Source organism: Dactylosporangium sp. NPDC000555 (assembly GCF_040300025.1).
Taxonomy (GTDB): domain Bacteria; phylum Actinomycetota; class Actinomycetes; order Mycobacteriales; family Micromonosporaceae; genus Dactylosporangium.
Window position 1 is genome coordinate 369,442 of record NZ_JBEPDB010000001.1, and the last position, 26,529, is coordinate 395,970.

21 protein-coding genes and 2 pseudogenes are annotated in these 26,529 nt (G+C 72.9%); 15 read left to right on the forward strand and 8 right to left on the reverse strand.

Features of this window, described 5'->3' with window-relative positions; all coding sequences use genetic code 11:
- Positions 1-240: 240 nt before the first annotated feature.
- From rimI to ABT297_RS01925, 5 genes and pseudogenes are all read left to right on the forward strand, one after another.
- Positions 241-540, forward strand: a pseudogene (gene rimI / locus ABT297_RS01905) (ribosomal protein S18-alanine N-acetyltransferase); the annotation flags it as partial.
- A complete protein-coding gene (gene tsaD, locus ABT297_RS01910; RefSeq protein WP_350543492.1) occupies positions 524-1,573 on the forward strand; it encodes a tRNA (adenosine(37)-N6)-threonylcarbamoyltransferase complex transferase subunit TsaD in 1,050 nt (349 codons plus the stop codon). The pseudogene rimI and the gene tsaD, both read left to right, overlap by 17 nt.
- Before the next feature lie 341 nt (positions 1,574-1,914).
- Entirely contained in the window at positions 1,915-2,172 is a 258-nt protein-coding gene (locus tag ABT297_RS01915) for a hypothetical protein (protein ID WP_350543576.1), read from the forward strand.
- A 46-nt stretch (positions 2,173-2,218) separates the two neighbouring features.
- Positions 2,219-3,892, forward strand: coding sequence for an ABC transporter transmembrane domain-containing protein (locus ABT297_RS01920; RefSeq protein ID WP_350543494.1), 1,674 nt, complete (start codon positions 2,219-2,221; stop codon positions 3,890-3,892).
- On the forward strand, positions 3,892-5,616 hold the full coding sequence (locus ABT297_RS01925) for an ABC transporter ATP-binding protein (RefSeq protein WP_350543496.1): 1,725 nt from the start codon (positions 3,892-3,894) through the stop codon (positions 5,614-5,616). The genes ABT297_RS01920 and ABT297_RS01925 overlap by 1 nt, the downstream gene beginning before the upstream one ends.
- A 33-nt stretch (positions 5,617-5,649) precedes the next feature.
- Here ABT297_RS01925 and ABT297_RS01930 read toward each other — a convergent pair whose 3' ends face one another.
- Together ABT297_RS01930 and ybaK are read right to left on the reverse strand one after the other, a co-directional pair.
- Positions 5,650-5,934, reverse strand: a complete 285-nt coding sequence (locus ABT297_RS01930; protein ID WP_350543498.1) for a DUF1707 SHOCT-like domain-containing protein — start codon at positions 5,932-5,934, stop codon at positions 5,650-5,652.
- Positions 5,935-5,938: 4 nt separating this feature from the next.
- Complete coding sequence (gene ybaK / locus ABT297_RS01935; RefSeq protein WP_350543500.1) at positions 5,939-6,418, reverse strand: Cys-tRNA(Pro) deacylase; 480 nt, start codon at positions 6,416-6,418, stop codon at positions 5,939-5,941.
- Positions 6,419-6,435: 17 nt separating this feature from the next.
- Between ybaK and ABT297_RS01940 the strand changes: the two genes are divergently transcribed.
- Complete coding sequence (locus tag ABT297_RS01940) at positions 6,436-7,182, forward strand: hypothetical protein (protein ID WP_350543502.1); 747 nt, start codon at positions 6,436-6,438, stop codon at positions 7,180-7,182.
- Here ABT297_RS01940 and ABT297_RS01945 read toward each other — a convergent pair.
- Positions 7,142-8,347, reverse strand: a complete 1,206-nt coding sequence (locus tag ABT297_RS01945) for a THUMP-like domain-containing protein (protein WP_350543504.1) — start codon at positions 8,345-8,347, stop codon at positions 7,142-7,144. The two genes, ABT297_RS01940 and ABT297_RS01945, sit on opposite strands and share 41 nt — an antisense overlap.
- A gap of 189 nt (positions 8,348-8,536) precedes the next feature.
- Between ABT297_RS01945 and groES the strand changes: the two genes are divergently transcribed.
- The 3 genes from groES (at position 8,537) to ABT297_RS01960 (ending at position 12,241) form a co-directional block, all read left to right on the forward strand.
- Complete coding sequence (gene groES / locus ABT297_RS01950) at positions 8,537-8,845, forward strand: co-chaperone GroES (RefSeq protein WP_502885467.1); 309 nt, start codon at positions 8,537-8,539, stop codon at positions 8,843-8,845.
- Between the two features lie 108 nt (positions 8,846-8,953).
- Positions 8,954-10,600, forward strand: a complete 1,647-nt coding sequence (gene groL, locus ABT297_RS01955) for a chaperonin GroEL (protein WP_350543507.1) — start codon at positions 8,954-8,956, stop codon at positions 10,598-10,600.
- 132 nt (positions 10,601-10,732) lie between these two features.
- On the forward strand, positions 10,733-12,241 hold the full coding sequence (locus ABT297_RS01960; RefSeq protein WP_350543509.1) for a molybdopterin-dependent oxidoreductase: 1,509 nt from the start codon (positions 10,733-10,735) through the stop codon (positions 12,239-12,241).
- 128 nt (positions 12,242-12,369) lie between these two features.
- On the opposite strand, the pseudogene ABT297_RS01965 reads toward ABT297_RS01960, so the two are convergent.
- Positions 12,370-12,744: pseudogene (locus ABT297_RS01965) on the reverse strand (WhiB family transcriptional regulator); the annotation flags it as partial.
- A 174-nt stretch (positions 12,745-12,918) separates the two neighbouring features.
- On the opposite strand from ABT297_RS01965, the gene ABT297_RS01970 reads away from it, so the two are divergent.
- Positions 12,919-13,686, forward strand: a complete 768-nt coding sequence (locus ABT297_RS01970) for a helix-turn-helix transcriptional regulator (RefSeq protein ID WP_350543511.1) — start codon at positions 12,919-12,921, stop codon at positions 13,684-13,686.
- A gap of 72 nt (positions 13,687-13,758) precedes the next feature.
- Here the strand turns inward: ABT297_RS01970 and ABT297_RS01975 are convergent, their stop codons facing one another.
- Entirely contained in the window at positions 13,759-14,151 is a 393-nt protein-coding gene (locus tag ABT297_RS01975; RefSeq protein ID WP_350543513.1) for a DUF5319 domain-containing protein, read from the reverse strand.
- Between the two features lie 122 nt (positions 14,152-14,273).
- On the opposite strand from ABT297_RS01975, the gene guaB reads away from it, so the two are divergent.
- Together guaB and ABT297_RS01985 are read left to right on the forward strand one after the other, a co-directional pair.
- A complete protein-coding gene (gene guaB / locus ABT297_RS01980; RefSeq protein ID WP_502885468.1) occupies positions 14,274-15,773 on the forward strand; it encodes an IMP dehydrogenase in 1,500 nt (499 codons plus the stop codon).
- Positions 15,774-15,809: 36 nt separating this feature from the next.
- Positions 15,810-16,928: a GuaB3 family IMP dehydrogenase-related protein gene (locus ABT297_RS01985; RefSeq protein WP_350543518.1), complete on the forward strand. Its 1,119-nt coding sequence runs from the start codon at positions 15,810-15,812 to the stop codon at positions 16,926-16,928.
- A 100-nt stretch (positions 16,929-17,028) separates the two neighbouring features.
- Here ABT297_RS01985 and ABT297_RS01990 read toward each other — a convergent pair whose 3' ends face one another.
- On the reverse strand, positions 17,029-17,448 hold the full coding sequence (locus tag ABT297_RS01990) for a roadblock/LC7 domain-containing protein (RefSeq protein ID WP_246655828.1): 420 nt from the start codon (positions 17,446-17,448) through the stop codon (positions 17,029-17,031).
- On the reverse strand, positions 17,445-20,510 hold the full coding sequence (locus ABT297_RS01995; protein WP_350543520.1) for a sensor histidine kinase: 3,066 nt from the start codon (positions 20,508-20,510) through the stop codon (positions 17,445-17,447). Before ABT297_RS01995 ends, ABT297_RS01990 begins: the two co-directional genes overlap by 4 nt.
- A 201-nt stretch (positions 20,511-20,711) precedes the next feature.
- Between ABT297_RS01995 and ABT297_RS02000 the strand changes: the two genes are divergently transcribed.
- On the forward strand, positions 20,712-21,968 hold the full coding sequence (locus ABT297_RS02000; RefSeq protein ID WP_350543522.1) for an ABC transporter substrate-binding protein: 1,257 nt from the start codon (positions 20,712-20,714) through the stop codon (positions 21,966-21,968).
- Positions 21,969-21,977: 9 nt separating this feature from the next.
- On the opposite strand, the gene ABT297_RS02005 is transcribed toward ABT297_RS02000, so the two are convergent.
- Positions 21,978-23,222, reverse strand: a complete 1,245-nt coding sequence (locus ABT297_RS02005) for a M48 family metalloprotease (protein ID WP_350543524.1) — start codon at positions 23,220-23,222, stop codon at positions 21,978-21,980.
- 77 nt (positions 23,223-23,299) lie between these two features.
- On the opposite strand from ABT297_RS02005, the gene ABT297_RS02010 reads away from it, so the two are divergent.
- A complete protein-coding gene (locus tag ABT297_RS02010) occupies positions 23,300-24,958 on the forward strand; it encodes an FAD-dependent oxidoreductase (protein WP_350543526.1) in 1,659 nt (552 codons plus the stop codon).
- Positions 24,955-26,505, forward strand: coding sequence for a glutamine-hydrolyzing GMP synthase (gene guaA, locus ABT297_RS02015; protein WP_350543528.1), 1,551 nt, complete (start codon positions 24,955-24,957; stop codon positions 26,503-26,505). The genes ABT297_RS02010 and guaA overlap by 4 nt, the downstream gene beginning before the upstream one ends.
- Positions 26,506-26,529: the final 24 nt, after the last annotated feature.

Here is a 26,529-nt window from a genome sequence, read left to right on the forward strand (position 1 = left end):
TCGGCCTTCGCCGGCGCGGACCGCACCCCGGCCGCCGCGCTCGGTGAGCGGGGGGTCTCAGCCGTCGAGCCGGGCGGTTCGGATCACGACGCGGTCGGCGCGCGCCGTGCCTTGGGCGTCTTGGCCGACGACGCGAGTGCCCCGAGTGCCTCAGGTGGCTCAGACGGCGACACGGGCGGCGCGCACCGTGCTCCGGAGGGCACCGGTGTCTCCGGTGGCCTCGGCGGCGATGCGGGGGCGGGGCGGATCGTCGGATATGCCGGGCTCGCCGTGGCGCCGCCGGACGAGGCATGGATACAGAACATCGGCGTGCGCAAGGACGCGCAGCGACGCGGGATCGGCCGGCTGCTGCTGGAGGCCCTGCTCGACGAGGCGGCGCGGCGCGGGGTCCGGCAGGTGCTGCTCGAGGTCGCCGTCGACAACGCGCCGGCGCAGAAACTCTATGCGCGGTACGGGTTCGAGGCCGTCGGCATCCGCCGCGGCTACTACCAGCCCAGCAACACGGATGCACTGGTGATGATGCGTGAGCACGAAGACTGAGCCGCTGGTTCTCGGGATCGAGACCTCGTGCGACGAGACCGGCGTCGGGATCGTCCGCGGGCACACCCTGCTCGCGGACGAGATCGCGTCGAGCGTGGACGAGCACGCGCGGTTCGGGGGCGTGGTGCCCGAGGTGGCCAGCCGGGCGCACTTCGAGGCGATGGTCCCGACGATGCAGCGAGCGCTGGACAAGGCGGGCGTGACACTGTCCGACGTGGACGCCATCGCGGTCACGGCCGGGCCGGGGCTGGCGGGCGCGCTGCTGGTCGGGGTGGCCGCCGCGAAGGCGTATGCGCTGGCCGCGGGCAAGCCGATCTACGGCGTCAACCACCTCGCCGCCCACGTCGCCGTCGACACGCTCGAGCACGGGGCCCTGCCGGAGCCGGCGATCGCGCTGCTGGTCTCGGGTGGGCACTCCTCGCTGCTGCGGGTCGACGACCTGGCCGGCGGGGTGACACCGCTGGGCGCGACCATCGACGACGCGGCCGGCGAGGCGTTCGACAAGGTGGCTCGGGTGCTGGGGCTGCCGTTCCCGGGCGGGCCGCCGATCGACCGGGCGGCGCGCGAAGGGCACGTGGCGATCCCGTTCCCGCGCGGGCTCACGGCGCCGCGCGACCTCGCCGAGCACCGGTTCGACTTCTCGTTCTCGGGGCTGAAGACGGCCGTCGCGCGATGGGTCGAGGCGCGTCAGCGGGCCGGCGAGGCGGTGCCGGTCAACGACGTGGCGGCGAGCTTCCAGGAGGCGGTGTGTGACGTGCTCACCGCGAAGGCCGTGGACGCGTGCCGGGAGCACGGCGTGGAGACGCTCGTGATCGGCGGTGGCGTGGCGGCCAACTCGCGGATCCGGTCGATGGCCCAGGAGCGCTGCGACAAATACGGCATCACGCTGCGAGTGCCACGCCCGAAGCTGTGCACCGACAACGGCGCCATGGTGGCGGCGCTCGGGTCGCATCTGGTGGCCGCGGGCGCGGCGCCCGGGTCGCTGGGGTTGCCCTCCGATTCGGCCATGCCGATCACGCTCGTCACGGCGTAGGACCGGGGCGACGCAAAGCTTCGAGGCCGCGCGGGCCGGGTCGTGCCGACTCACACCCCAGGGCGGGCTGGGGTCGTGTGCGCCCGTCGGGCCCGCAGCCGTGACGAGGACGACCTACGCACGCTTGCGAACCCACCATCGACACCGCGATCGAGCTATGTGAGCGCTTCTTCCCCTCCGAGCCGCTGTCACCGAGATCGCGGGCCGTAAACCCGGCGGCGCGCGGTGGCCTTCGCGACAATGGAGCCGGGTGTCGGCGTCCCCGCGCGGGGCGTGATCCGTAACCGGGGGTGTCCACCATGGTCATTGAGGGGATGGGTGTGGGAGTAGAGTCCAGCGCCGTGATCGTGCGCATGTGGGAGGTCAGGGCGCACCCGGAGGCGTTCGATGAACTGCTGTCCTGGGTCTGTGAGGCGATGCTGCCCAAGGTCGAGGTGCACCCGATGCACATGAGCAGCGAGGTGTACGCCTCGACGGACCAGCGGCTCGTCGTCGTGTCCAAGTGGCGGGGCAGCACGCCCGAGGGTTTTACCGAGCCGCCGTCGCACCTGGTCGCGCGCAAGCCGCAGTTCTGGGACTTCACGCAGGTCGACCGCTGAAAAATGTAAGGCGCTCGACCGGGGGCTGCGGTTACCGTCGGGGATTGTGCGCAGACTGCCCCTTGCCGAGCCCGGGGAGCCCGACAGCCGGTCGGCCGCCCGATATCTGCTCTGGATCGCGCGTCACCAGATTTCGCTGATCGCCGGAGGCGTGTGCTTCGGCATCGTGTGGATGGTCAGCCAGGCGCTCGTGCCGGCGGCGATCGGGGCCGGGGTCGACGCGCTCGCGCGGCACGACCAGCGGGGGCTGCTCTGGGCGGCGGCGGGGGTGCTCGGGCTCGGCGCGGCGACCGCGTTCGCCGGGATCATGCGGCACCGGTTCGCGGTCTCGAACTTCCTCGGCGCCGGCTTCCGCACCATGCAGGTGACGGTGCGCCACGCGACGCGGCTCGGGGCCACGCTGTCGCGGCGGGTGGCGACGGGCGAGGTGGTCAGCATCGGCACCACCGACTTCGACCACATCGGGTACTCGATCGACATCACCGCGCGCGGCAGCGGCGCCGTCGTGGCGATCGTGGTCGTCTCCGCACTGCTGCTGCGGGTGTCGGTGCCGCTCGGCCTGGTGGTGGTGATCGGCGTGCCGATCCTGGTCGCCGTGGTCGGGCTGCTGTTGCGTCCGCTGCACCACCGGCGGCGGCACCAGCGCGACCTCGCCGGGGCGCTCACCGGGCGGGCCGCGGACATCGTGGCGGGGCTGCGGGTGCTGCGCGGGGTCGGGGGCGAGGCGGTGTTCTCCGCGCGGTACCGCGCCGAGTCCCAGCGCGTGCGCGCCGCCGGCGTTCGGGTCGCCCGGGTCGAGTCGATGCTGGAGGCGGCGCAGATCCTGCTGCCCGGGTGCTTCGTCGCGCTGGTGACGTGGCTCGGCGCGCGGTTCGCGGTGGCGGGCCGGATCACGCCGGGCGAGCTGGTCGCGTTCTACGCGTATGCGGCGTTCCTGATCGCGCCGCTGCGGACGCTGACCGAGTTCGCCGACAAGGTGACGCGCGGCCTGGTGAGCGCGCGGCGGGTGGTCGACCTGCTGCGGATCGAGCCGGATCTTCAGGATCCCCCGGATACGGTACCGCCGGAGCCGGGCGACCTCGACGACCCAGACTCGGGACTGGTCGTGCGCGAGAACCGGTTCACGGCGGTGGCGGCCGTGCGCCCGGAGGACGCGGCGGCCATCGCCGACCGGATCGCGCTGCTCGCCCCGGGCTCCTCGGCCCGCCTGCACGGGGTACCGCTGCGGGAAATGGCGCTGGAGGACGTGCGGCGGCGGATCGTGCTCGCCGACAACGACGGGCGGCTGTTCCGCGGCCCGCTGCGGGACGAGGTCGGCGGCGGCGCGACGCTGGACGCGGCGGCGGCGCGGGACATCGTCGACGCGCTGCCCGACGGCCTCGACACCGAGATCGCCGAGCGCGGGCGGGACTTCTCCGGCGGCCAGCAGCAGCGGCTGCGGCTGGCCCGGGCGCTCGCGCTCGACCCGCCGGTGCTGGTGCTCGTCGAGCCCACGAGCGCGGTCGACGCGCACACCGAGGCGCGCATCGCCGAGCGGCTGCCGGCGACCCGCTCCGGGCGCACGACCGTGGTCTGCACGACCAGCCCGCTGCTGCTCGACCGGGCCGACACCGTCGCGTTCGTCGGCGCCGACGGGCGGGTCGCCGCGACCGGGCCGCACCGCGAGCTGCTGGACATCTGCCCGGAGTACGCAGCCGCCGTGACCCGCGGGGAGGACTGATGCTGCCGATCGCCGGACCGGCGCAGGTGCGCGCATACCTGCGCGGCCTGTTCGCCGCCCATCCCGGGCGGCTCGCGCTGGTGCTCGCGCTGCACCTGGCCGCCGCGGTGGCCGGGCTGGCCGCGCCGCCGCTGCTCGGCGCGCTGGTGGAGCGGGTCGCGGCCGGCACCACGACCTGGACCGTCGACCGGATCGCGCTGGCCATCGCCGGCTTCGTGGTCGCGCAGTCGGTGCTGGTGCGCTACGCCCGGCTGGCCGCCGCGCAGCTCGCGGAGCTGGCGCTCGCCCGGCTGCGTGAGGAGTTCGTCGACGGGGTGCTCGCGATCCCGCTGTCCACCGTGGAGCGTGCCGGCACCGGCGACCTGCTCAGCCGGGCCTCGCGGGACGTCTCGCAGACCTCGGAGTCGGTGCAGAGCGCGCTGCCGGCGATCGTGGTCGGGGTGCTGCAGATGCTGCTCACCTTCGGCGCCATCGCGCTGGTCGGGCCGATCCTGCTGCTGCCGGGCCTGGTCGCGGTCCCGGTGCTGTATTTCGTCTCCCGCTGGTACTTCCGCCGCGCGACCGCGGGCTACCTGCGCGAGGGGGCGGCGTACGCGCGGCTCACCGACGGGCTGACCGAGACCGTAGAGGGCGCCCGGACCGTCGACGCACTTCGGCTGCGGCGGCGCCGGATCGAGCGCACGCAGGAGCACCTCGCCGGGACCTACGCGGCGGCGAGATACACCCTGTCGCTGCGCACGGTCTGGTTTCCGGTCACCGAGTTCGGCTACGCGCTGCCGGCCGCGGTGACGCTGGTCGCCGGCGGGTGGTTCGTGGCGGAGGGCTGGTCGACGGTCGGGCAGGTGACCGCCGCGGTGCTGTACTTCGTGGCGATCATCGACCCGCTGGACCGCGTCCTGTCGTACTTCGACCAGCTGCAGCTCGGCCTCGCCTCCTTCGCGCGCCTGGTCGGCGTGCGCACCGCGGCGGCCGAACCGGTGCCGGCGGGCGGCCCGCAGCCGGTCGACGAGCAGCTCGTGGCGAAGGGCGTGCGGTACTCCTATGTAGCCGGCCGCGACGTCCTGCACGGCGTCGACCTCGCGATCCGGCCCGGCGAGCGGCTCGCCATGGTCGGCCCGTCGGGGGCGGGCAAGTCGACGCTCGGCCGGCTGCTGGCCGGGGTCCACGCGCCCCGGGCCGGCTCGGTGGAGCTGGGCGCGGTGCCGCTGACCGAACTCCCGCTGGACGAGCTGCGCGGCCACGTAGCGCTGGTGACGCAGGAGCACCACGTCTTCCTGGGCAGCCTGCGGGACAACCTGACCCTGGCCCGCGCCGGGGCCACCGACGAGGAGCTGTGCGCGGCCCTGGCCACCGTCGACGCGCTGGACTGGGCGCTGGCGCTGCCCAAGGGCCTGGACACCACCGACCTCGCGCTGTCCCCGGCGCAGGCCCAGCAGCTGGCGCTGGCGCGGCTGGTGCTCGCCGATCCGCACACGCTGGTGCTCGACGAGGCAACGTCCCTGATCGACCCGCGGGCGGCCCGCCACCTGGAGCGCTCGCTCGCCGGCGCGCTGGAGGGCCGGACCGTGGTCGCGATCGCGCATCGGCTCTTCTCCGCGCACGACGCCGACCGGGTCGCGGTCGTGGAGGACGGCCGGATCACCGAGCTCGGCAGTCACGACGAGCTGGTGGAGGCCGGCGGCGCCTACGCGGCGCTGTGGCGCTCGTGGCACGGGACCAGATAGTCCCTAGTGAAGTGGCACGGGACCAGATAGTCCCTAATGAAACAGCGTGTAGACCGTCCCGAGCAGCGCCACCGCCAGGATCGCGAGCACGAACGTCAGCAGCAGCTGCCGGTCGCCGTGCGGAGCCGGCGGCGCGGCGGGGGCCAGCGCCGGCAGGTCGACGATCGCGGCGCGCAGCTCGTCGATCGTCTTGGCCGCGTAGACGATGCCGACCCGGTCGGAGAACTCGTCCAGGGTGAGCCGCCCCGCCTCGGTGTGCCGCTGCAGGGCCGCGATCACGCGCTGCCGGTCCTCGTTGGATGCCCGCACAGCGACCATGCTGTCAGCGTGCCGCGATCGGCGCCAGGGTGGCCCCGGTGACCTGCACGAGATCGGCGGGGGCCAGTTCGATCTGCAGTCCGCGCCGCCCGCCCGAGACGTAGATGGTGGGCAGCTGCGACGCGGTGTCGTCGATGACGATCGGCAGCCGGGAACGCTGGCCGACCGGGGAGATGCCGCCGGTCACGTAGCCGGTGGCGCGCTCGGCGGCGGACGGCTCGGCCATCGCGGCGCGCTTGCCGCCGACCGCGGCGGCCAGCGCCTTGAGGTCCAGCGAGGACGACACCGGCACCACACCGACGGTGAGCTGCCCGTCGACCGCGGTGACGAGGGTCTTGAACAGCCGCGCGGGATCGACGCCCAGCGCCTCGGCGGCGGCCTCGCCGTAGGAGGCCGCGCGGGGGTCGACCTCGTAGGTGTGCGGGGTGAACGCGATCTTCGCGCGCGTCAGCAGTGCGGTCGCCGGGGTGCCCTTGCTCGCCACTGGCCCACAATAGCGACATGCAGATCGGCGCGGTCCAGTTGTACCTCGGCCACGGCCACCTGTTCCTCGGCGCGACGAACGGCGTGGACCTTTCGGTGTTCGACGGCGACGGGGCGGTCACCGCGACCGAGCACCACGTGCGCATCGCGGCCCGGCCACAGGTCGGGATGGTGCGGGTGCGGCTGTGGCAGGGTGCCGGGCCGCGGGTCGGCCGGCTGGTCTTCGACGGGCTGCTGAAGCTGCCGGACGCGAAGTTCTGCGTCGAGGAGGGCACCGGGCTTTCGCGGTACGTCACCAAGGTGAACAGCCACAGCCCGCGCGTGCTGATCGCGGTCGACGACCCGGGGCACGCCTCCCGCGTCGACGTCGTCCTCGAGCCCGAGTTCGTGCCCCGCAGCGCGCAGGTGTGGACCGCCGGCGAGCCGCCGTTCGCGAAGCTGACGGTGTCGCCGACCGCACCGCGGCACCGGGCCGACGCGTTCGCCGACGCCCTGGCCGGGCACGACTTCCCGCGCAAGCGCCTGGCGGCGGCGCTGCTGGTCGTCGCCGAGGAGCGCCGGCAGCGCAACTCCGAGCAGAGCGTCGCCTTCTACGTCAACGACATCGTGGAGTGGCTGCGCTGGCTCAACGACCGCCTGACATACGAGATGTGCCGCGACACCGGCCGCCACCTGCTCGGCCACCTCGGGACGCGCCCGCCCGACCTGCTCGCCGACGACGTGCTCAACGACCTGCAGCGCCGCCTGGGCCATCCGCTGGTGTGAGCAGCAGCGCGGCGGGCTCCCCGGCGATCCTGGTCAGCGCGAGCGTCGCGGGGCGGGAGCCCTCGAGCCGCAGCTGCCGGCGCAGGTCCTCGACGTTGTGGGCCGACCCGCGCTTGAGGATCTGGACGGACCCGACGTCGAGCGAGCGCAGCGCGGCCCGCAGCTTCTTCAGGGCGATCGGCAGCCGGTCGAGGATCTCGTAGCGGCGGCCGAACGGGGTGGGTGTCGCCGAGGCCGCGGTGATGTAGGCGATCGTCGGGTCCAGCAGCACTCCGTCGAGCTGCGCCGCGAGCTCGGCCACGAGGTGGGCGCGGACCACGGCGCCGTCGGGGTCGTAGAGGTGGGCGCAGGCCGGGCCCACCGGGGCGCGCTCGTCGCCGGAGCCGGTGAGCTCGAAGGCGTCCGTGCCGCGCAGCACGGTGGCCCGGCGCGGGGCCGCGGCCAGCGGCCCGCACCACGCGGCCGCCTCGACCACGTCGCCGTCCACCGAGACCCACTCGCCCTCGGCGCCGGCGGGCAGCAGGGCGTGGTCGATGCCGGGGGCGAGCTTGAGCACCGTGTGCGGCACCCGGCCGGGCAGTCCGGTGACGAAGTCCCAGGGCGGCGAGTACGCGCGCGGGTCGAACACCCGCCGGCCGCCCGGCGTGCGGCGCGCCGGGTCGCAGAACACGGCGTCGACGGCGTCGAGGGGGACCTCGGTGGCGTCGCGGGTCTCCACGAGTACCGAATCCGCCAGACCCAGGGCGCGGACGTTGGCCTCCGCGACGGCGGCGGTGGCGGCGGATGCGTCCACGGCCAGCACCCGCAGCCCGGCCCGGGCGAACGCGATGGTGTCGGCGCCCACACCGCAGCCCAGGTCCGCGACGCGGCGCACGCCCGCGGCGGCCAGCCGGGCGGCCCGGCGGCGCGCGACCGCGGCCCGGGTCGCCTGCTCGAGCCCGGCGCGGGTGAAGAGCATCACGGCGGCGTCCGCGCCGAATTTCGTGGCCGCGCGGCGGCGCAGCGCGGCCTGGGTCAGCGCGGCGGCGGCCAGGGCCGGCGCGAATCCGCGGGCGCGCAGCGCCGAGGCCGCGGCGAGCGGGTCGCCGTCGGGCAGGGCGGCCGCCGCCTCGAGTGCGGCCCGTCCGGCCTCGGTTTCCAGGGCCTGCACATCGTCGAGCTCCACCCAGCGATTATCCCGGGGTGATTTCGCGGCGTGTCTGGCACTCTAGTTGACGGAGTGCTAGCCGCCGACATAATCTCCGATTAGCACTCTCCAGTCGAGGGTGCCAGTAAACCCGGCCGGAGCCGGCACCCGCGACGACGGCTTCACCGGGCACCGATAGCAAGCTCGATACCCCAGGAGGGTATGCCCGTGACTACCGCGACGCAGGTTGCGATCAAGCCGCTCGAGGACCGCATCCTGGTCCAGGCCAACGAGGCTGAGACGACCACCGCCTCGGGCATCGTCATTCCGGACACCGCGAAGGAGAAGCCCCAGGAGGGCACCGTCATCGCGGTGGGCCCCGGTCGCATCGACGACAAGGGCAACCGGGTGCCGATCGACGTCAAGGTCGGCGACACCGTCATCTACTCGAAGTACGGCGGCACCGAGGTCAAGTACGCCGGCGCGGAGTACCTGGTGCTCTCGGCCCGCGACGTGCTCGCCGTCATCGAGAAGTGACCGCGTTTCAACTAGAAGCATCACACTAGAAGCAGTGGCCACCGCCCCGGACCCGTGCGCAGGCGCGAGGCAGCCGGGGCGGTGTCGCTTTGAAGGGAATCCATAAGCATGGCGAAGATCCTGAGCTTCTCCGACGAGGCGCGCCACCTGCTGGAGCACGGCGTCAACCACCTGGCCGACACGGTCAAGGTCACGCTCGGCCCCCGGGGGCGCAACGTCGTCCTGGACAAGAAGTTCGGTGCCCCCACCATCACCAACGACGGCGTGACGATCGCCAAGGAGATCGAGCTCGCCAATCCGTACGAGAACCTCGGCGCCCAGCTGGTCAAGGAGGTCGCCACCAAGACCAACGACGTGGCGGGCGACGGCACGACCACCGCCACGGTCCTGGCCCAGGCGCTCGTCCGCGAGGGCCTGCGCAACGTGGCGGCCGGCGCCAACCCGGCCGGCATCAAGCGCGGCATCGACACGGCCACGGCCGCGGTCGTGGACGCGCTCAAGGGCAAGGCCACGCCGGTCGCGAGCCACACCGAGATCGCGCAGGTCGCGACCATCTCCGCGCAGGACGCCACCATCGGTGACCTGATCGCCTCGGCGATGGAGCGGGTCGGCCGCGACGGCGTCATCACGGTCGAGGAGGGCTCGACCCTCACGACCGAGCTCGAGGTCACCGAGGGCATGCAGTTCGACAAGGGCTTCATCTCCCCGCACTTCGTGACCGACACGGAGGCGCAGGAGGCGGTGCTCGAGGACGCGTACGTCCTCGTCACCACCCAGAAGATCTCCGCCATCGAGGAGCTGCTGCCCCTCCTGGAGAAGATCGTCCAGAACAACAAGCCGCTGCTGATCATCGCCGAGGACGTCGAGGGCCAGGCGCTGTCGACCCTCGTCGTGAACGCGATCCGCAAGACGTTCAAGATCGTCGCGGTCAAGGCTCCCGGCTTCGGCGACCGTCGCAAGGCGATGCTGCAGGACATCTCGATCCTGACCGGCGCCGAGCTGGTCGCCCCCGAGCTCGGCTACAAGCTCGAGGGCGTCGGCCTGGAGCAGCTCGGCACCGCCCGCCGCGTGGTGGTCAGCAAGGACCTGACCACGATCGTGGACGGCGGCGGCGAGCAGTCCGAGGTCACCGGGCGCGTCGAGCAGCTGCGCAAGGAGATCGAGGCCTCCGACTCCGACTGGGACAAGGAGAAGCTCAACGAGCGGGTCGCCAAGCTCGCCGGCGGCGTCGCGGTCATCAAGGCCGGCGCGGCGACCGAGATCGAGATGAAGGAGCGCAAGCACCGCATCGAGGACGCGATCTCCGCGACCAAGGCCGCGGTGCAGGAGGGCATCGTCCCGGGCGGCGGCGCCGCTCTGGCGCAGATCGTCTCGGTCCTCGACGGCGACCTCGGCCTCACCGGCGACGAGAAGGTCGGCGTCTCCATCGTGCGCAAGGCCCTGGTCGAGCCGCTGCGGTGGATCGCCCAGAACGCCGGCTTCGACGGATACGTCGTGGTCGGCAAGGTCACGGCGCTCGACTTCGGCCACGGCCTGGACGCTGCCACGGGCGAGTACGTCGACCTGGTGAAGTCGGGCATCGTCGACCCCGTGAAGGTGACGCACAGCGCGGTCGCCAACGCCTCGTCGATCGCCGCCCTGCTGCTGACGACGGAAAGCCTGGTCGTCGACAAGCCGGTCGCCCCGGAGCCCGCCGCCGCCGGCGGTCACGGCCACGGGCACGGACACGGCCACTCGCACGGCCCGGGCTTCTGACCCGGCGAATGCCACACCGACGGCCCCGGGCGCTCGCGCCCGGGGCCGTTCTCCGATCGGGTGGCGGCGCAAAACATTAGGGACTGATTACCGGGCTTGGAGCCGCCGGGACGATCGCCGCATGCTTGGGGCGTGCAGACTCGTAGGTTCGGGGCGCTCGCCGGGCTGGCCGCCGCGGCCGTCGCGCTCGGCGTCGCCGAAGCCGTCGCGATTCTCACCGGGGCCACCACGTCGCCCCTGGTCAGCGTCGGCGGTGTGGTCATCGACAGCGTGCCGGCCGGGGTCAAGGACCTCGCCGTCTCGGTGTTCTACACCTACGACAAGCTCGCCCTCACGATCGGCACGATCGTCGTGCTGGCCCTCTTCGCCGCGGTGATCGGGATACTGGCGACCAGGCGCCGGATCATCGGGTACATCGGGATCGCCGTCTTCGGGGTCGTCGGCATCGCCGCGGCGCTCAGCCGGCACAACGCCCCGTGGTACGCGTTCGCCCCCACCCTGGCCGGCGCGCTCGCCGGCGCCGCCGTGCTGCGCTGGCTGCTCGGCCACGAGGCGGGGGACAACGCGACCCTCGAGGAGCGCCGGTGGTTCCTGCGCGCCGCCGCCTACACGCTCGCCGTGGCGGCCGTCGCGGGCTTCGCGAGCCGCTGGTGGTCGACGCGGCGCGGCGTGGAGGCGGACCGGGCCGCGATCGACCTGCCCAGCGTCCCGCCCGACAGGGTGGCGCCCCTGCCGCCGCAGGCCGACGCCGGCCTGCCCGGTCTCGCCCCGTTCGTCACCCCGAACAAGGGCTTCTACCTGATCGACACCGCGCTGGTGGTGCCCCGGCTGACCAGCGAGGACTGGAAGCTGCGCATCCACGGCCGGGTCGAGAAGGAGGTCACCATCGGCTACCGGGAGCTGCTCGAGCGGCCCATGATCGAGCGGTACATTACGCTCGCGTGCGTATCCAACGAGGTCGGCGGCGGGCTCATCGGCAACGCCAAGTGGCAGGGCGTGCGGGTCGCCGACCTGCTCGACGAGGCGCGCCCCAGGCCGGGCGCCGACCAGGTCGTGAGCCGCTCGATCGACGGGTTCACCGCGGGCACCCCCACGGCGGTCCTGCGCGACGGCCGTGACGCCATGCTCGCCATCGCCATGAACGGCGAGCCGCTGCCGATCGAGCACGGTTTTCCGGTCCGCATGGTGGTGCCGGGACTGTACGGATACGTCTCGGCGACGAAATGGCTCGTGGAACTCGAGCTGACGTCGTTCGCCGATTTCGACGCTTATTGGATCAAGCGCGGATGGTCGGCGCAGGGGCCGATCAAGACGCAATCGAGAATCGACACCCCACGCGACGGTGCCAATCCCCACGCCGGCGAGGTCATGATTGCCGGCGTCGCCTGGGCGCAGCACCGCGGCATCGCCAAGGTCGAGGTCCGGGTCGACGACGGGCCTTGGCAGGCGGCGACGCTGCTGCCCGTACCGTCGATCGACACGTGGCGGCAGTGGACCCTCAAGTGGCGGGCCACGCCCGGCCGGCACCGGCTGACGGTGCGCGCGAGCGACAACGGCGGCCAGACGCAGACGGACGCCGTGGCGCCGCCGGCTCCCGACGGCGCCACGGGGTGGCACTCGATCGACGTCGAGGTGAAGTGACGCGCCCGCTAGCGAGCCGCGGTACGTGACCGAGGGGTGCCGGCCGTGGTCTGCGGGCGCCGCTGCGTCGGCGCTCCGGGCGCCGGGTGCGTGGGGCCCGGCCGCCCGCCGGGAGCGATGCGCAGCGGCTGCTGCGCGCCCGCGCCGGTCGGCGTCGGGCGCAGGCCCAGCTTCGCCTCCAGCCGCGACACGTCCACCCGGGCGTGGTGGCGGTCGGCGGAGTCCTCCCAGCCGAGGGCCAGCAGACGCAGGCGCTCGCCCTCGGTGAAGCCGCCCCACACGCCGTACGGCTCGCGGGTGCTCAGCGCCTGCGCGGCGCACTCCGCGCGCACCGGGCACGCCCGGCACACGTTCTTGGCGGCGGTCTCGCGGCGGCCGCGCGAGGCCCCGCGCTCGCCGTCGGGGTGGAAGAACTGTGCGCTGTCCCGTCCGCGGCACAGGCCGAGCCGCTGCCAGTCCCACACGTCCGCGATCGGACCGGGCAGGCGAGTCACATTCGTCATTCGCTCCTCCTCGTGCGGCCTGGAGTTCGCGCGGGGTGCAATCCCTGTACAACGCGCGAGACCGCCGCGGGTGACGGCACGTCGTCGGTCAATTTCTCGTGAGCCAATCGCGGTGAAACCACGTCTAGATCTCGCCATTTCGTGTTTCTCTCTTTGAGAGAGAGGAGCACGACGGTGCGTACGATTTTGGTGTGTGTGCGAACACAGGTCGCGGCGCAGACGGTTGCCGCAGCCGCGGCCAGGCTGGGAGTGGCACACGCGGTGCGGACCGCCGTCACGATGGTCGAGGCCCTGGCGCGGCTCAGTGAGCAGCCGGCCGACCTGGTGCTGGCGGACCCGACGCTCTCCCGGCCCGACAGCGCGGAGTTCTCCCGCCGCGTGCTGGCCGTGTCGCCGGGCGCGACGGTGGTCTTCTTCGGCACGGAGGAGCCCAGGGCCGCCGCCGCGGCGATCGCCGCCGGTGCCCGGGCGGTCATCCGCGTCGATACGGCCGACCCGGTGACGACGCTGGCCAAGGCGGTGCTGCTGGTGCTGAGCCAGGTCGGTCGTGGCAACGGCGAGCCGGTGCTCCAGGCGCGCGTCGGCGCGCCGAGCCAGGCCGCGGGCGGCATGGTGCACTCGGGCCGGGGGCTGCCCGCCACCGCGCGCACCGCCGTCGGCGTGCCGAACGCCCGGGTCGCCGGGGCCGCCGGGGCCGGGGTGCCCCAGCAGCGCGGCGATGTGCCCGGCGAGCCGCCACGGCGCCGCGTCGAGCTGACCGAGCGCGAGCTGCAGGTGCTGCGGGGGATGGCGGACGGGAAGAGCAACGCCGAGATCGGACGCGAGCTCTTCGTCTCCGAGGACACCGTCAAGACGCACGCTCGCCGGCTGTTTCGGAAGCTGGGTGCGCGTGACCGTGCGCACGCCGTAGCGGCGGCGTTTCGGGCCGGGCTCGTGAGCTAGCGGCGGTGCGGGCGATCCAGCGCATGCCGCAGCCCGTACCCGTCGCGCCACAAACCTAAACGAGAGGCCTCTTCAGCCGTCGTTGTCGTCGGTCGCGCTCGCGAGCGCATCGTGCACACCGTCAGCGTAACCCCGCGCATACTCCCAGGTGACGTAATGGTCGGGGTCGGGGTCGAAGGCGGGCTCGTGCACGCGTGGGCGCCCGGAGGTCAGCAGGTGTTTCAGGTTGCCCCGCAGCAGGTCCCAGTCGAAATAGTGCGGCTCGTGGCAGTCCTCGCACTCGATGACGAGCCCACGGACGCCGATCGCCGTGAGCAGCGCCTGGTAGATCTCGAGGTCGGCAAGGTCCTCGAGAACGTCTTGGCGCTCGGCGGCGGTCAGCGGGTCGTCGGTCGCGCTGTCGTCGAGCTCGGCCGACGGATCGGCCGGGTCGCCGGCGAACGGGTCGATGGGCTCTTCGTGCACGACTCAACGGTAGCCCTATTCGGCCCCGATGTGGGCCCGGGCACGGCTCTGCCATGGCGGGCGGGTGCGCCGCCGGAGCGGAAGTACGATGAGACGCACCCGCTGGACGACCGAGAGCTGGGATGCGCTTCATGGACTTCTCGCGACCTGACGTGCTGCCTTTGGGCCTGACCTTCGACGACGTGCTGCTACTTCCAGGCGAATCGGACGTCGTGCCCAGTGGTGTCGACACGTCGAGCCGAATCACCCGGAACATCACCCTCCGGATACCGCTCGTCTCCAGCGCCATGGACACCGTGACCGAGGCGCGGATGGCGATCGCCATGGCGCGGCAGGGCGGCATCGGCACCCTGCACCGCAACCTTTCGATCGAGGACCAGGCGCAGCAGGTCGACCTGGTGAAGCGGTCCGAGGCCGGCATGATCACCAACCCGGTGACCTGCTCGCCCGACAGCACCCTCCGCGAGGTCGACGCGCTGTGCGGCCGCTATCGCATCTCCGGCGTCCCGGTCACCGACGCCGAGGGCCAGCTCGTGGGCATCGTCACCAACCGCGACATGCGCTTCGTGTCCGACCCCAACACCCGGGTGCGCGACATCATGACCGTCGCCCCGCTGATCACCGCGCGCGTCGGGGTGAGCAAGGACGAGGCGCTCGCGCTGCTGCGCCAACACAAGATCGAGAAGCTGCCGATCGTCGACGGCTCGGGCAAGCTGCGCGGCCTCATCACCGTGAAGGACTTCTCCAAGAGCGAGAAGTTCCCGCACGCGACCAAGGACGAGGCCGGCCGCCTGCGGGTCGCCGCCGCGGTGGGTGTCGGTGAGGACGCCTACAAGCGGGCCCGCACGCTCATCGACGCCGGCCTGGACATCGTGATGGTCGACACCGCGCACGGGCACAACCGGCAGGTCGTCGACATGGTCACCCGCCTGAAGAAGGAGACGTCGGTCGACGTCGTCGGCGGCAACGTGGCCACCTACGAGGGCGCCAAGGCGCTCGCCGAGGCCGGCGCCGACGCGGTCAAGGTCGGCGTGGGGCCCGGCTCGATCTGCACGACCCGGGTGGTCGCCGGCGTCGGGGTGCCGCAGATCACCGCGATCATGGAGACCGCCCGTGCCTGCCGCCCGCTCGGCGTGCCGATCATCGCCGACGGCGGCATGCAGTATTCCGGCGACATCGCCAAGGGCATCGTGGCCGGCGCCCACACGGTGATGCTGGGCAGCCTGCTCGCCGGCTGCGAGGAGAGCCCGGGCGACCTGATCTTCATCAACGGCAAGCAGTTCAAGGCGTATCGTGGCATGGGCTCCCTCGGCGCCATGCAGTCCCGCGGCCAGGCGCGCTCCTACTCCAAGGACCGCTACTTCCAGGACGACGTGCTCTCCGACGACAAGCTGGTCCCCGAGGGCATCGAGGGCCAGGTGCCCTACCGCGGCCCGCTCGCCGCGGTCGCCCACCAGCTCATCGGCGGCCTGCGCTCCGGTATGGGGTTCGTCGGCGCGCCGACCGTCGCCGAGATGCACGAGCGCGGCCGGCTCATTCGGATCACCGCGGCCGGGCTCAAGGAGAGTCACCCGCACGACATCCAGATGACCGTCGAGGCACCGAACTACCACTCGCGGTAGCGGTGGTCCACACCCCGAATTCAACAGGAGCTGACAATGCGTGACGTGGTCGAGATCGGGCTCAGCAAGATTGCCCGGCGTGGCTACCACCTGGACGACATCGCGATCGTCCCGACGCGCCGCACCCGCGACGTCGACGACGTTTCCACGACGTGGCAGCTCGATGCGTATCCGTTCAAGATTCCCTGCGTGGCGCACCCCTCCGACGCCACCATGAGCCCGGCCACGACCGTCGCGCTGGGCAAGCTCGGCGGTCTCGGCGTGCTCAACGTCGAGGGGCTCTGGACGCGGTACACCGACCCCACCAAGATCCTGGAGGAGCTGGCCGGGCTGGACGACGACGCGCCCGCCACGGCCCGCCTCCAGGAGGTCTACTCCGAGCCGATCAAGCCCGAGCTGATCGGCGAGCGGGTCAAGGAGATCCGCGACGGCGGCGTCACGGTGGCGGTGCGGGTGTCGCCGCAGCACACGCTCGCCCTGGCCCCGGTGATCCTCGACGCCGGCGTGGACCTCCTGGTCATCCAGGGCACGCTGGTCTCCGCCGAGCACGTCTCGACCACCGACGAGCCGCTCAACCTCAAGGAGTTCATCGCCGACCTCGACCTGCCGGTCATCGTCGGCGGCTGCACCAACTACCAGACCGCGCTGCACCTGATGCGCACCGGCGCCGCGGGCGTCATCGTGGGCATCGGCGCCGACGAGTGGTCGACCACCGACCGCGTGCTCGGCATCCGGGTCCCGATGGCGACGGCGATCGCCGACGCCGCCGACGCGCGCCGCGACTACCTGGACGAGACCGGCGGGCGATATGTCCACATCATCGCCGACGGCAACATCCAGACCTCCGGCGACATCGCCAAGGCGCTGGGCTGCGGCGCGGACGCCGTCATGGTCGGCGAGCCGCTGTCGCGCAGCGAGACGGCCCCGGCCGGCGGCGCGTGGTGGCACTCGGCGGCGAGCCACCCGAAGCTGCCGCGCGGCTCGTTCGGCTCGGCCGAACCCTCGCTGGGCAGCCTGGAGCGGGTGCTCTACGGCCCGTCCGAGGACCCCGACGGCGTGCTCAACCTCTTCGGCGGCCTGCGCCGGGCGATGGCCAAGTGCGGGTATCGCGACCTGAAGGAGTTCCAGAAGGTCGGCCTCGTCCTCGACAAGTAAGCCCTCGACAAGTCGACCACGAGCAGGACGGGCCCCTGGTTCGTCCTGCTCGTAGCGACGCCGGCGGGAGGGCCGGGCTTCCGGTCCTGCCGCTGATGGCTCAGCGGGGGAGGGCCTGCTGCAGCTCGGCGCGCAGCGCGGGGGTCAGCATCTCGCCGGCCTGCTTGGCCAGGCGGGCCATCTCGTAGCCGACCACGCCGATGTCGGCATCGCGGCCGGCCAGCGTGGCCAGGATCGACCCGTCGCGGATCGACATGACCAGGAAGAAGCCCTGGCCCATCTCGACCACGGTCTGCTTGACCTCGTCGCCGTCGAAGATCCGCGCGGCGCCGCTGGTGACGCTCACCAGGCCGGACGTGACCGCGGCCAGCTGATCGGCGCTGTCGCGGGGCAGGTGGTCGGAGACGGCCACCAGCAGGCCGTCGGAGGAGACCACCACAGCATGTGCGATGCCGGGCACCCGCTCGGTGAACGCGTTGATCAGCCAGCTCAGGTCCCGTGCTTGTTGGCTCAGGGTCACGCCGTGCTCCCTCGATGTTCGTTGATCGGCACCGTGGGCACCTCGTCCTCGTTCGCGGCCCGGTGCACACCACTGTAGAACCGGGTGAGCATGCTCCCAACGCTGGCCGGATCCGGTTCCGTATGAGGGCCCGAGATCGGCTGCGCCGGCTCGGGCGCCGGCACCTGGCCGGCGGGGTCTCCTGGCAGCTGGGCGAGCGGGACGCGGATGGGCAGCCCGGCGTTGCTGGTGCCGGCCGTGACCGGCTGACGCTGCGCCGGGATCGCCGGCGACGCGACGGCCGCGTCGCCACCCCCGCCGCGGGACCACCAGCGGGTGCCCTTCGCCGGGGGCGCGACATTGCCGCGCGCCGCGGCGCCCAGGATGTCCTCGGCGCGGCTCGGGCCGCGCCGGGTGTTGGCCGGGCCGCCGTTCGCGGCGCGGTTCGGCAGCGGCGCCGACGCGGGCGCCTCCGTCACCGGCGCACCGGACGCGGCCGGCACCCCGGACGACGGCGTCGCCGGCAGAGGCCCGGACGACACCGGCGTCGCCGAGACCGGCGCGGCGGAGACCTGCGTCGCCGACGTGGGGGCCGCCGACGCCGGAGCCGCCGAGACCGGAGCCGCGGAAACCGGGGCCGAGGAAACCGGGGCTGCGGAGACTGGGGCGGCCGAGACCGGTGCGGTCCCGCCTAGCACCCGCGGTCCGGAGGCCTCGTCGGCCTGACCCGCGTCCTGAGCCGTGTTCTGATCCGGGCCAGCCGCCTCGCGGGCCGCGGCCGCCGCGGCGGAGGACGCCACGGGCCAGGTCGTGTCCGCCGCCGGAGTCTGCGGCAGCTGCGGCGCCGCGACCGCGGGCACCCCGGAGACCGGCCATGCCGTCTCTGTGCCCTCCTGTCCGGCCGCGGACGCCGGCCGGCTGGGCAGGGCCGGCAGGACGGCGGTCGGCGCGTCGGCGAGATCGGGCCCGGTCAGCACCTGCGGCGCGGCGCTGTCGGCCGGGATCGGCAGCCGGGCCGCGCCGGCGAGCCAATTGGCGGCGTTGCCGTAGAGCCCCACGCCCTCGGGCGGCGGAGCCAGCAGGCGGGCCGGCAGCGTCACGTATGCCGTCACGCCGTCCTCGGTGGCGGTGAGCCGGACCGAGACCCCGTGACGTTCGGCGAGGTGACCGACCACGACGAGGCCCATCCGCTCGGAGGCGGCGACGTCGATCGCGATCGGGCTGGAGACGCGCTCGTTGGCCTCGATGAGGCCGGACTCGGTCATGCCGATGCCCTTGTCCTCGATGACGATCGTCGCCTCGCGGGCCTGCTGGGCCGGCCAGCCCGTCACCGCCACCACCGTGTCCGGCGGGGAGAACGTCGTCGCGTTCTCCAGCAGCTCGGCGAAGAGGTGCACGATGTCGGAGACGGCGTGGCCGACGAGGTAGATGTCGTTGGACACGTCGTGGCGGATTCGGGCGTACTGCTCGATCTCGGCCATCGCCGCGAGCATCACGGCCGAGAGGGAGACCGGCTGCGCCCACCGGCGGGTCGCGTCGCTACCGGCGAGGACCAGCAGGTTTTCGTCGTTGCGGCGCATGCGCGTGGCCAGGTGGTCCAGCCGGAACAGGTTGGCCAGCTGGTCGGGGTCGGTCTCCGCCGACTCCAGCTGGTCCAGCAGCTGGAGCTGGCGCTCGACCAGCGTCTGCGACCGGCGGGCCAGGTTGATGAACATCGAGTTGACGTTGCGCCGCATGACCGCCTGCTCGACGGCCAGGCTGACCGCGCTGCGGTGCACGGCGGTGAACGCGTCGGCGACCTCGCCGATCTCGTCGGAGGAGCGGACCCGGGTCGTCGTGTCGACCGTGACCGTCTCGCCGCGCGGCAGTGTCCTCAGGCGCTGGATCGCCTCGGGCAGGCGGTGCTGGGCCACATCGAGCGCCTGCGCCCGCAGCTGGCGCAGCGAGCGGGCCATCGACCGGCCGATGAGCCAGGACAGCAGCAGCGCCAGGAGCATGACCAGCACGATGGCCGAGGTGGCGGCGATCGCGCTGTTGCGCTGCGTGGTGCTGCGTTTGCCGGCGCCCTGGATGGCGTCCTCCAGCATCTCCTTCTCGATGCTGCGGAGGTAGTCCAGCTCCTGGGTGCTGGCGCGCCACCAGTCCTCGGCGGAGACGCCGACCGCGGCGCCCCGGGCGCGGGAGATGACTTCCCGCTGCAGCCGGGCGACGGTGGAGACCGCGGACTGGCGCAGGTTGCTGTCATAGAGGGCGAGGTGGCGGGGGCTCGCCGAGGCGCGGAACCGCTCGGCGGCGGCGACCTGCCGGGCCTGGATCTCCGAGAACGTCTCGAAGTCGTCGGGTGCGAACCTGCCCGCGCTGGCCGCGGCGAAGATCCGCCCGCGCAGCTGGTCCTTGAGCTCCTTGGACTGCGCGAGATCCATCAGCGAGGAGACCTCGGCGACGGACTGGGAGTCACCGCCGATGTCCGGGCGGGCCGGCACCAGGTCGAAGAGGTGCTGGATCGTCACGGAGTACTGCTCGAAGACCGCCTCCTCGCGCAGCCAGCGCGACTTCACGCCGGCGCGCACGAGCGCGAGGTCCTGGAAGTCGGCGGTGACCCGGTTCTGCGTCTGGCCGAAGATCGGGTTTTCCAGCAGCGGGTGGGCCTGCGTGGAGAAGGCCTGCAGCGCCGCGTCGGTCGCGGCGTAGCTCGCCGTGAGCTCGTCGGCGGCGCCGTTCGGGCCGGTCGGCGCGGTGGGGGCGTTCGACTTGGCGAGAACTCCGGCCGTTCGGTCCCTTTCGATCTGCAACTGGTGGATGAGTTCGGTCAGTTGGCGGCCGACCTTGACTCCTTGGGCGAACTGACCCAGCTTCGTCGCGTCCTGCACCGAGAGGTTGATCTGCACGCCGGCGATGACGAGGAAGGCGACGGCGGGCAGGACGAGGACGGCCGCGAGCTTCGTGGGCACACGCCAGTCGCGCACCCGGAACAGCGATGCGCTGCGGCGTTGCGGCTCCCCCAGCCGTCTCCGCCGATGGCTGTTCACCTTCATCACGACGGCCGGAGCCGGCGTGGGAGGCGGCGAAGCGAAGGTCTGCACCCCTCACACCTTTCGCATGCGTCATCGCGCTGCCTGAGCAGCGTGCGGCCCTTATCAAACCAGGGTTGCGACTCGTGTCCAACCACGTCACAGTGGCGCAGGTCACATTACTCGAAGCCGGACAGCGGGCTTGCTCCACATTGACTGGACGGGAAGGATACGGCCGTCTGACCTACCGCGCACCGCAAGGAGTCTTACGCCGTGCTCACCCGGGGGCTCCGGCCCGCAGTGATCGCCCTGGTGCTCGCGTCGGCGTTACTCATGTCGGCCTGCACGGGCGGCGACACGCCGCGATCGCACGCGCCGGCCACGATCGCGATCGGACTGCTGGTGCCGACCAGCGGTGCCAACGCCGCCCTCGGCCAGCAGGCCACGCTGGGCGCGAAGCTCGCCATCGAACTGGTCAACCGGGACATTCCGGCCCAGCCGCTGCCCCTGCCGCTCGGCCCCGGCGCCGGACTGCGTAACGGCACCAAGCTGACGTTGATCACCGGCAACACCGAGAGCGCGCCGGAGAAGGTCGAGAAGGAGGCCACCCGCCTGGTCGAGCAAGGCGCCGTCGGCCTGGTGGTGGCCGACACGATCGACGTGGCGCTGTCCACCGGCCGGGTCACCGACCTGCTCGGCGTCTCGCTGGTCGACGCGCTGAGCACCTCGGACACCTTCGGCGAACTCAACCGCATCGGCCACTTCCGGATCCAGCCGAGCGACCGGCGGATGGTCACCACGGCGCTGGACATGCTCCACCGCCAGCGCGGCGGCGGGCAGTACAAGCGGATCGTCACCGCGGTCGGCTCGCCCGCGGGCCCGCTCGGCGACGAGGCTGCCGCCCTCAAGAACTCGATCGAGGACCTGAGCCTGGCCGCGGGCTACGAGGTGGCCGGCAAGGACCATGTCGTGCCGCTGGCGGGCAGCGAGGCCGGGCAGCCCGGCGGCCAGGTGACCAAGGGCGACGCGGTGCTCGCGATCGTGACCAGCGCGGCCGAGGCGTCCGCGGCGAACGACCTCGCGGTGAAGCTCAAGGGCACCGCCCCGGTGATCGCGATCGGGCCGGCCGTGTCCGCGCTCGACCTGGTGAAGAACCCGACCGCGCTGCGGGCCTCCGGCTGGTCGAACGAGTTCGCCGCGCGCAACCCGATCGCGCAGGTCGTCGCGGGGATGTACGAGCAGGCGTTCCACACCAAGCTGACCGAGGTCGCCGCGGACGCCTTCATGGCGACGCTGGTGCTCGCGATGGCGATGGACCAGTCGCTCGATTACTCGAAGCAGGCGGTCCGCAACGCCGTGCAGCAGGTGGCGTTCCCGGCCACGCAGACGATCATGCCGTGGAACGGGGTGCGATTCGACGGCAACGGCGCCAACCAGCTCGCGGCCGGGGTCATCGAGCAGCGCGTGCCGAACGGCTACCTGGTCGTCCACCCGGCCGAGCTGGCGGCCACGCCGACGTTGAACCTGTGACCGGCCGGCTCACCCCAGGTGGGCGCGCAGCCCGGCGGGGTCGCTGCGGACCAGCTCGTTGAGGTCGAGCACGTCCGAGCCGTCCGGGCCGACGAGCCGGCGGGGCAGCAGCGGGTGCTCGCGCCGCCAGCCCTGGCGCAGCAGCGCGTACTCCACCACGACCGCGAGCAGCGCCGCCCCCATCCACGGCGGCGTGGCGGCGTCGTCCTCACCCCCGGCCGGCAGGCCGCGGCGGGCCCGCTCCACGTCGACCGGGCGGCGCAGCAGCGTGCCCGCGAGCTCGTCGCGCCCGTCCGGCGTGCGGCCCAGCACCTCGTGCACGGCCTCGACATATTGCCGCGCCCGCCGTTCGACGTCGGGCAGGTAGGCCTCGACGGGCAGGTCGGCGAGGCGGACCCAGGGGCCCTCGGCGGCGCTCAGCGCCTCGGCGGCGAGGGCGCGCCCGGCGGCGGGCCCCAGCTCGTCCAGGGCGACCGCGTCCGGGGCGAGCGCCACGAGCGGCCCGGCGGCCGGCGCGCGCAGCTCCTCGGCGAGCCCGGGGTGCCGGGCCGCCAGCTCGCCGTGCAACGCCGCGACGTCCCAGGCCGGCGCGCCCCAGCGCTCGAGCCGCAGCCGCCAGCCGGCGTGCAGGTCCTCCGCCCGGATCGGGCCAGCCGTGGGCAGCGACCCGGTCGCGAACGCCGATAGCGTGCCCGACGCCAGCGGGGCGGCGGCGAAGGCCGCGAAGGCCCCCTCGATCGCGGCGGCCTTGAGCAGGGCCAGGGCCGCGTCCTCGACCGCGGAGAGCCCGCCGCCGGCCGCGGTCACCGCCGCCGCGTCGCGGACCCGCTCGGCCTCGGCCAGCAGCGTCTCGGTCGCGGCCAGCAGGCGCGCGCGCCGGACGGCGGCCTTTTCCGTGGCGGGCGAGCGCAGCCGCTCGTTGAGCAGCTCGCGGACCAGGTCGGGGTGGCGGGAGGCGGGCAGCGCGAGCTCGTGGGTCAGCAGGATCCGCAGCTGGTCGGCGGAGAGACCCCACGCCAGCGGCAGCCCGATGACCAGCACCCCGCCGGTCGTCCGCACGGTCGCGGTGCCGCCGAGGTGTATCGAGTGCGGTAGCGGTACATCGGCGAACTTCAGCGCGTCGAGCACGAGCGAGTGCAGGGCCGCGTGGTTGCCCGCGTCGACCGCCGGCAGCACGGGCGGCGACGGCTCGGCCGGGCCGCCCAGCAGACGGCGACCACGCCAGACGGCCAGTCCGCCGGGAAGTCTCGCCATGGTTGATCAGTCTGCCGCAGAACGGTACCGAAACCGAAGGGTCTTCCCGGTAAGTTACCCATGAGTCACCATGGGGCATGCGCTACGACGTTGTGGTGATCGGCTCCGGCTTCGGCGGCAGCGTGACCGCGTTGCGCCTGGCCGAGAAGGGGTACTCGGTCGCGGTGCTGGAGGCCGGCCGGCGCTTCGCCGACGACGAGTTCCCGAAGACGTCCTGGAACGCGCGGCGCTTCCTGTGGGCCCCCGCGCTCGGCTGCTACGGGATCCAGCGCATCACCATGCTGCGCAACGTGCTCGTGCTGGCCGGTGCCGGCGTCGGGGGCGGCTCGCTGGTGTACGCCAACACGCTGTACCGCCCGCCGCAGCCCTTCTACGACGACCCGCAGTGGAAGGCCATCACCGACTGGCGCGCCGAGCTCGAGCCGTTCTACGACCAGGCCGAGCGGATGCTCGGGGCCGCCACCTACGCCCGCACGACCAGCGCCGACCGCGCGTTGCGGACGGTCGCCGAGCGCATGGGCGCCGGCGGCACGTTCCACGCCACGCCGGTCGGGGTGCACTTCGGCCGGCCGGGCGCCGACCCGTACTTCGGTGGTGCCGGGCCCGAGCGCCAGACCTGCACGCACTGCGGCGCCTGCATGACCGGCTGCCGCGTCGGGGCCAAGAACACCCTGGTGAAGAACTACCTGTACCTCGCCGAGCGGCTCGGCGCCGAGGTCTTCGCGCTGACCACGGTCGACGCGGTCCGCCCCGCCCCGGACGGCGGCTACGTGGTGCGCACCCGCGGCACGGATCGCCGCCGTCGCCGCCTGATCTTCGAGGCCGGCCAGGTCGTCCTCGCCGCCGGGGCCCTGGGCACCCAGCGCCTGCTGCACCGGATGCGCGCCGAGGGAGCCCTGCCGGGGCTGTCGCCGCGGCTGGGCGCGCTCACCCGGACCAACTCCGAGTCCATCGTCGGGGCGAGGTCGCTGCGCGGGGACGTGGACTTCACCGACGGGGTCGCGATCACCAGCTCGTTCCACCCCGACGCGAACACCCACATCGAGCCGGTCCGCTACGGTCCCGGCTCCAACGCGATGGGCCTGCTGCAGACGGTGCTGACCGACGGCGGGCCGTGGCGGCCGCTGCGCTGGTTCGGCGCGTTCTTCCGCCACCCGGTCAAGCACCTGCGGGTGCTCTGGGTGCGCCGGTGGTCGCACCAGACCGTGATCGCGCTGGTCATGCAGTCGCTGGACAACTCCCTCGACGTGCACTACCGCCGCTCGTGGACCGGCCGCCGGCGGCTGACCACCACCCGGGGCCACGGCGAGCCCAACCCGAGCTGGATCCCGGCCGGCAATGAGGCGGTCCGCCTGCTGGCCGAGGAGATCGGCGGCGTGCCCGGCGGCAGCTGGTCGGAGGTCTTCAACATCCCGCTGACCGCGCACATCCTGGGCGGCGCGGCGATCGGGGACTCCCCGGCGACCGGGGTCGTCGACGCGTACCACCGCGTCTTCGGCCACCCGGGGCTGCACGTGGTCGACGGCGCCGCGGTCTCGGCCAACCTCGGGGTGAACCCCTCGCTGACGATCACCGCGCAGGCCGAGCGGGCGATGTCGATGTGGCCCAACAAGGGCGAGGCCGACCCGCGCCCCGGACTCGGCGCGCCCTACACCCCCGTGGCGGCGATAGCTCCGTCACGCCCGGCGGTCCCGCCGGAGGCGCCGGCCGCGCTCCGACTAGGCTTTTCGGCATGACCACGCCGCCGGTTCTCGTCGTCGACTTCGGTGCCCAATATGCACAGCTGATCGCCCGCCGCGTGCGCGAGGCCCACGTCTACTCGGAGATCGTGCCGAGCTCGATGCCGGTCGCCGAGATGCTGGCCAAGCGGCCCGCCGCCATCGTGCTGTCCGGCGGCCCGTCGTCGGTCTACGAGGCCGGCGCGCCGCAGATCGACCCGGCCCTGTTCGAGGCGGGCGTGCCCGTGTTCGGCATCTGCTACGGCTTCCAGGCGATGGCCGTCGCGCTGCGCGGTGAGGCCCGTCACACCGGACAGCGTGAGTTCGGCGGCACCGCGCTGACGATCACCGGCGGGGGCGGCGTGCTGCTGCGCGACCTGCCGGCCGAGCAGTCGGTCTGGATGAGCCACGGCGACTGCGTCACCGCGGCGCCCGAGGGCTTCACGGTCACCGCCGGGTCGGCGGGCGCGCCGGTCGCCGCGTTCGAGGACACCGCGCGCCGGCTGGCCGGCGTGCAGTTCCACCCCGAGGTGGCGCACACCCCGCACGGCCAGGAGGTGCTGCGCCGCTTCCTCTACGACATCGCCGGCATCGAGCCCACCTGGACCTCGAACAACATCATCGAGGAGCAGGTCGAGGCGGTCCGCGCGCGCGTCGGCAGCAAGCGGGTGCTCTGCGCGCTGTCCGGCGGCGTCGACTCCGCGGTGGCCGCGGCGCTCGTCCACCGGGCCGTCGGCGACCAGCTGACCTGCGTGTTCGTCGACCACGGGCTGCTGCGGGCCGGCGAGGCGGAGCAGGTCGAGAAGGACTACGTCGCCGCGACCGGCATCAACCTCAAGGTCGTGGACGCGTCCGCGCAGTTCCTCGGCGCGCTGGCCGGCGTCACCGACCCGGAGCAGAAGCGCAAGATCGTCGGCCGGGAGTTCATCCGGGTCTTCGAGCGGGCCGCCCGCGAGCTCGACGCCGAGGAGCACGTCGAGTTTCTGGTGCAGGGCACGCTCTACCCCGACGTGGTCGAGTCCGGCGGCGGCACCGGCACCGCCAACATCAAGTCGCACCACAACGTCGGCGGGCTCCCCGACGATCTGAAGTTCGCGCTGGTCGAGCCGCTGCGGACGCTGTTCAAGGATGAGGTTCGCCAGATCGGCGCCGCCCTCGGCCTGCCCGAGGAGATCGTCATGCGCCACCCCTTCCCGGGCCCGGGGCTGTCGATCCGGATCATCGGCGCGGTCGACGAGGAGCGGCTGGCCATCCTGCGCGCCGCCGACCTCATCGCGCGCGAGGAGCTCACCGCGGCCGGGCTGGACCGCAGCGTCTGGCAGTTCCCGGTGGTGCTGCTCGCCGACGTGCGCAGCGTCGGCGTGCAGGGCGACGGGCGGACCTACGGCCACCCGATCGTGCTGCGCCCGGTCTCCAGCGACGACGCGATGACCGCCGACTGGTCGCGGCTGCCGCACGAGCTGATCGCTAAGATCTCGACCCGGATAACGAACGAGGTCCGGGAGGTCAACCGCGTGGTCGTGGATGTCACATCCAAGCCGCCGGGCACCATTGAATGGGAGTGAATCCCCCTTCAGGTGGGTTCCGGT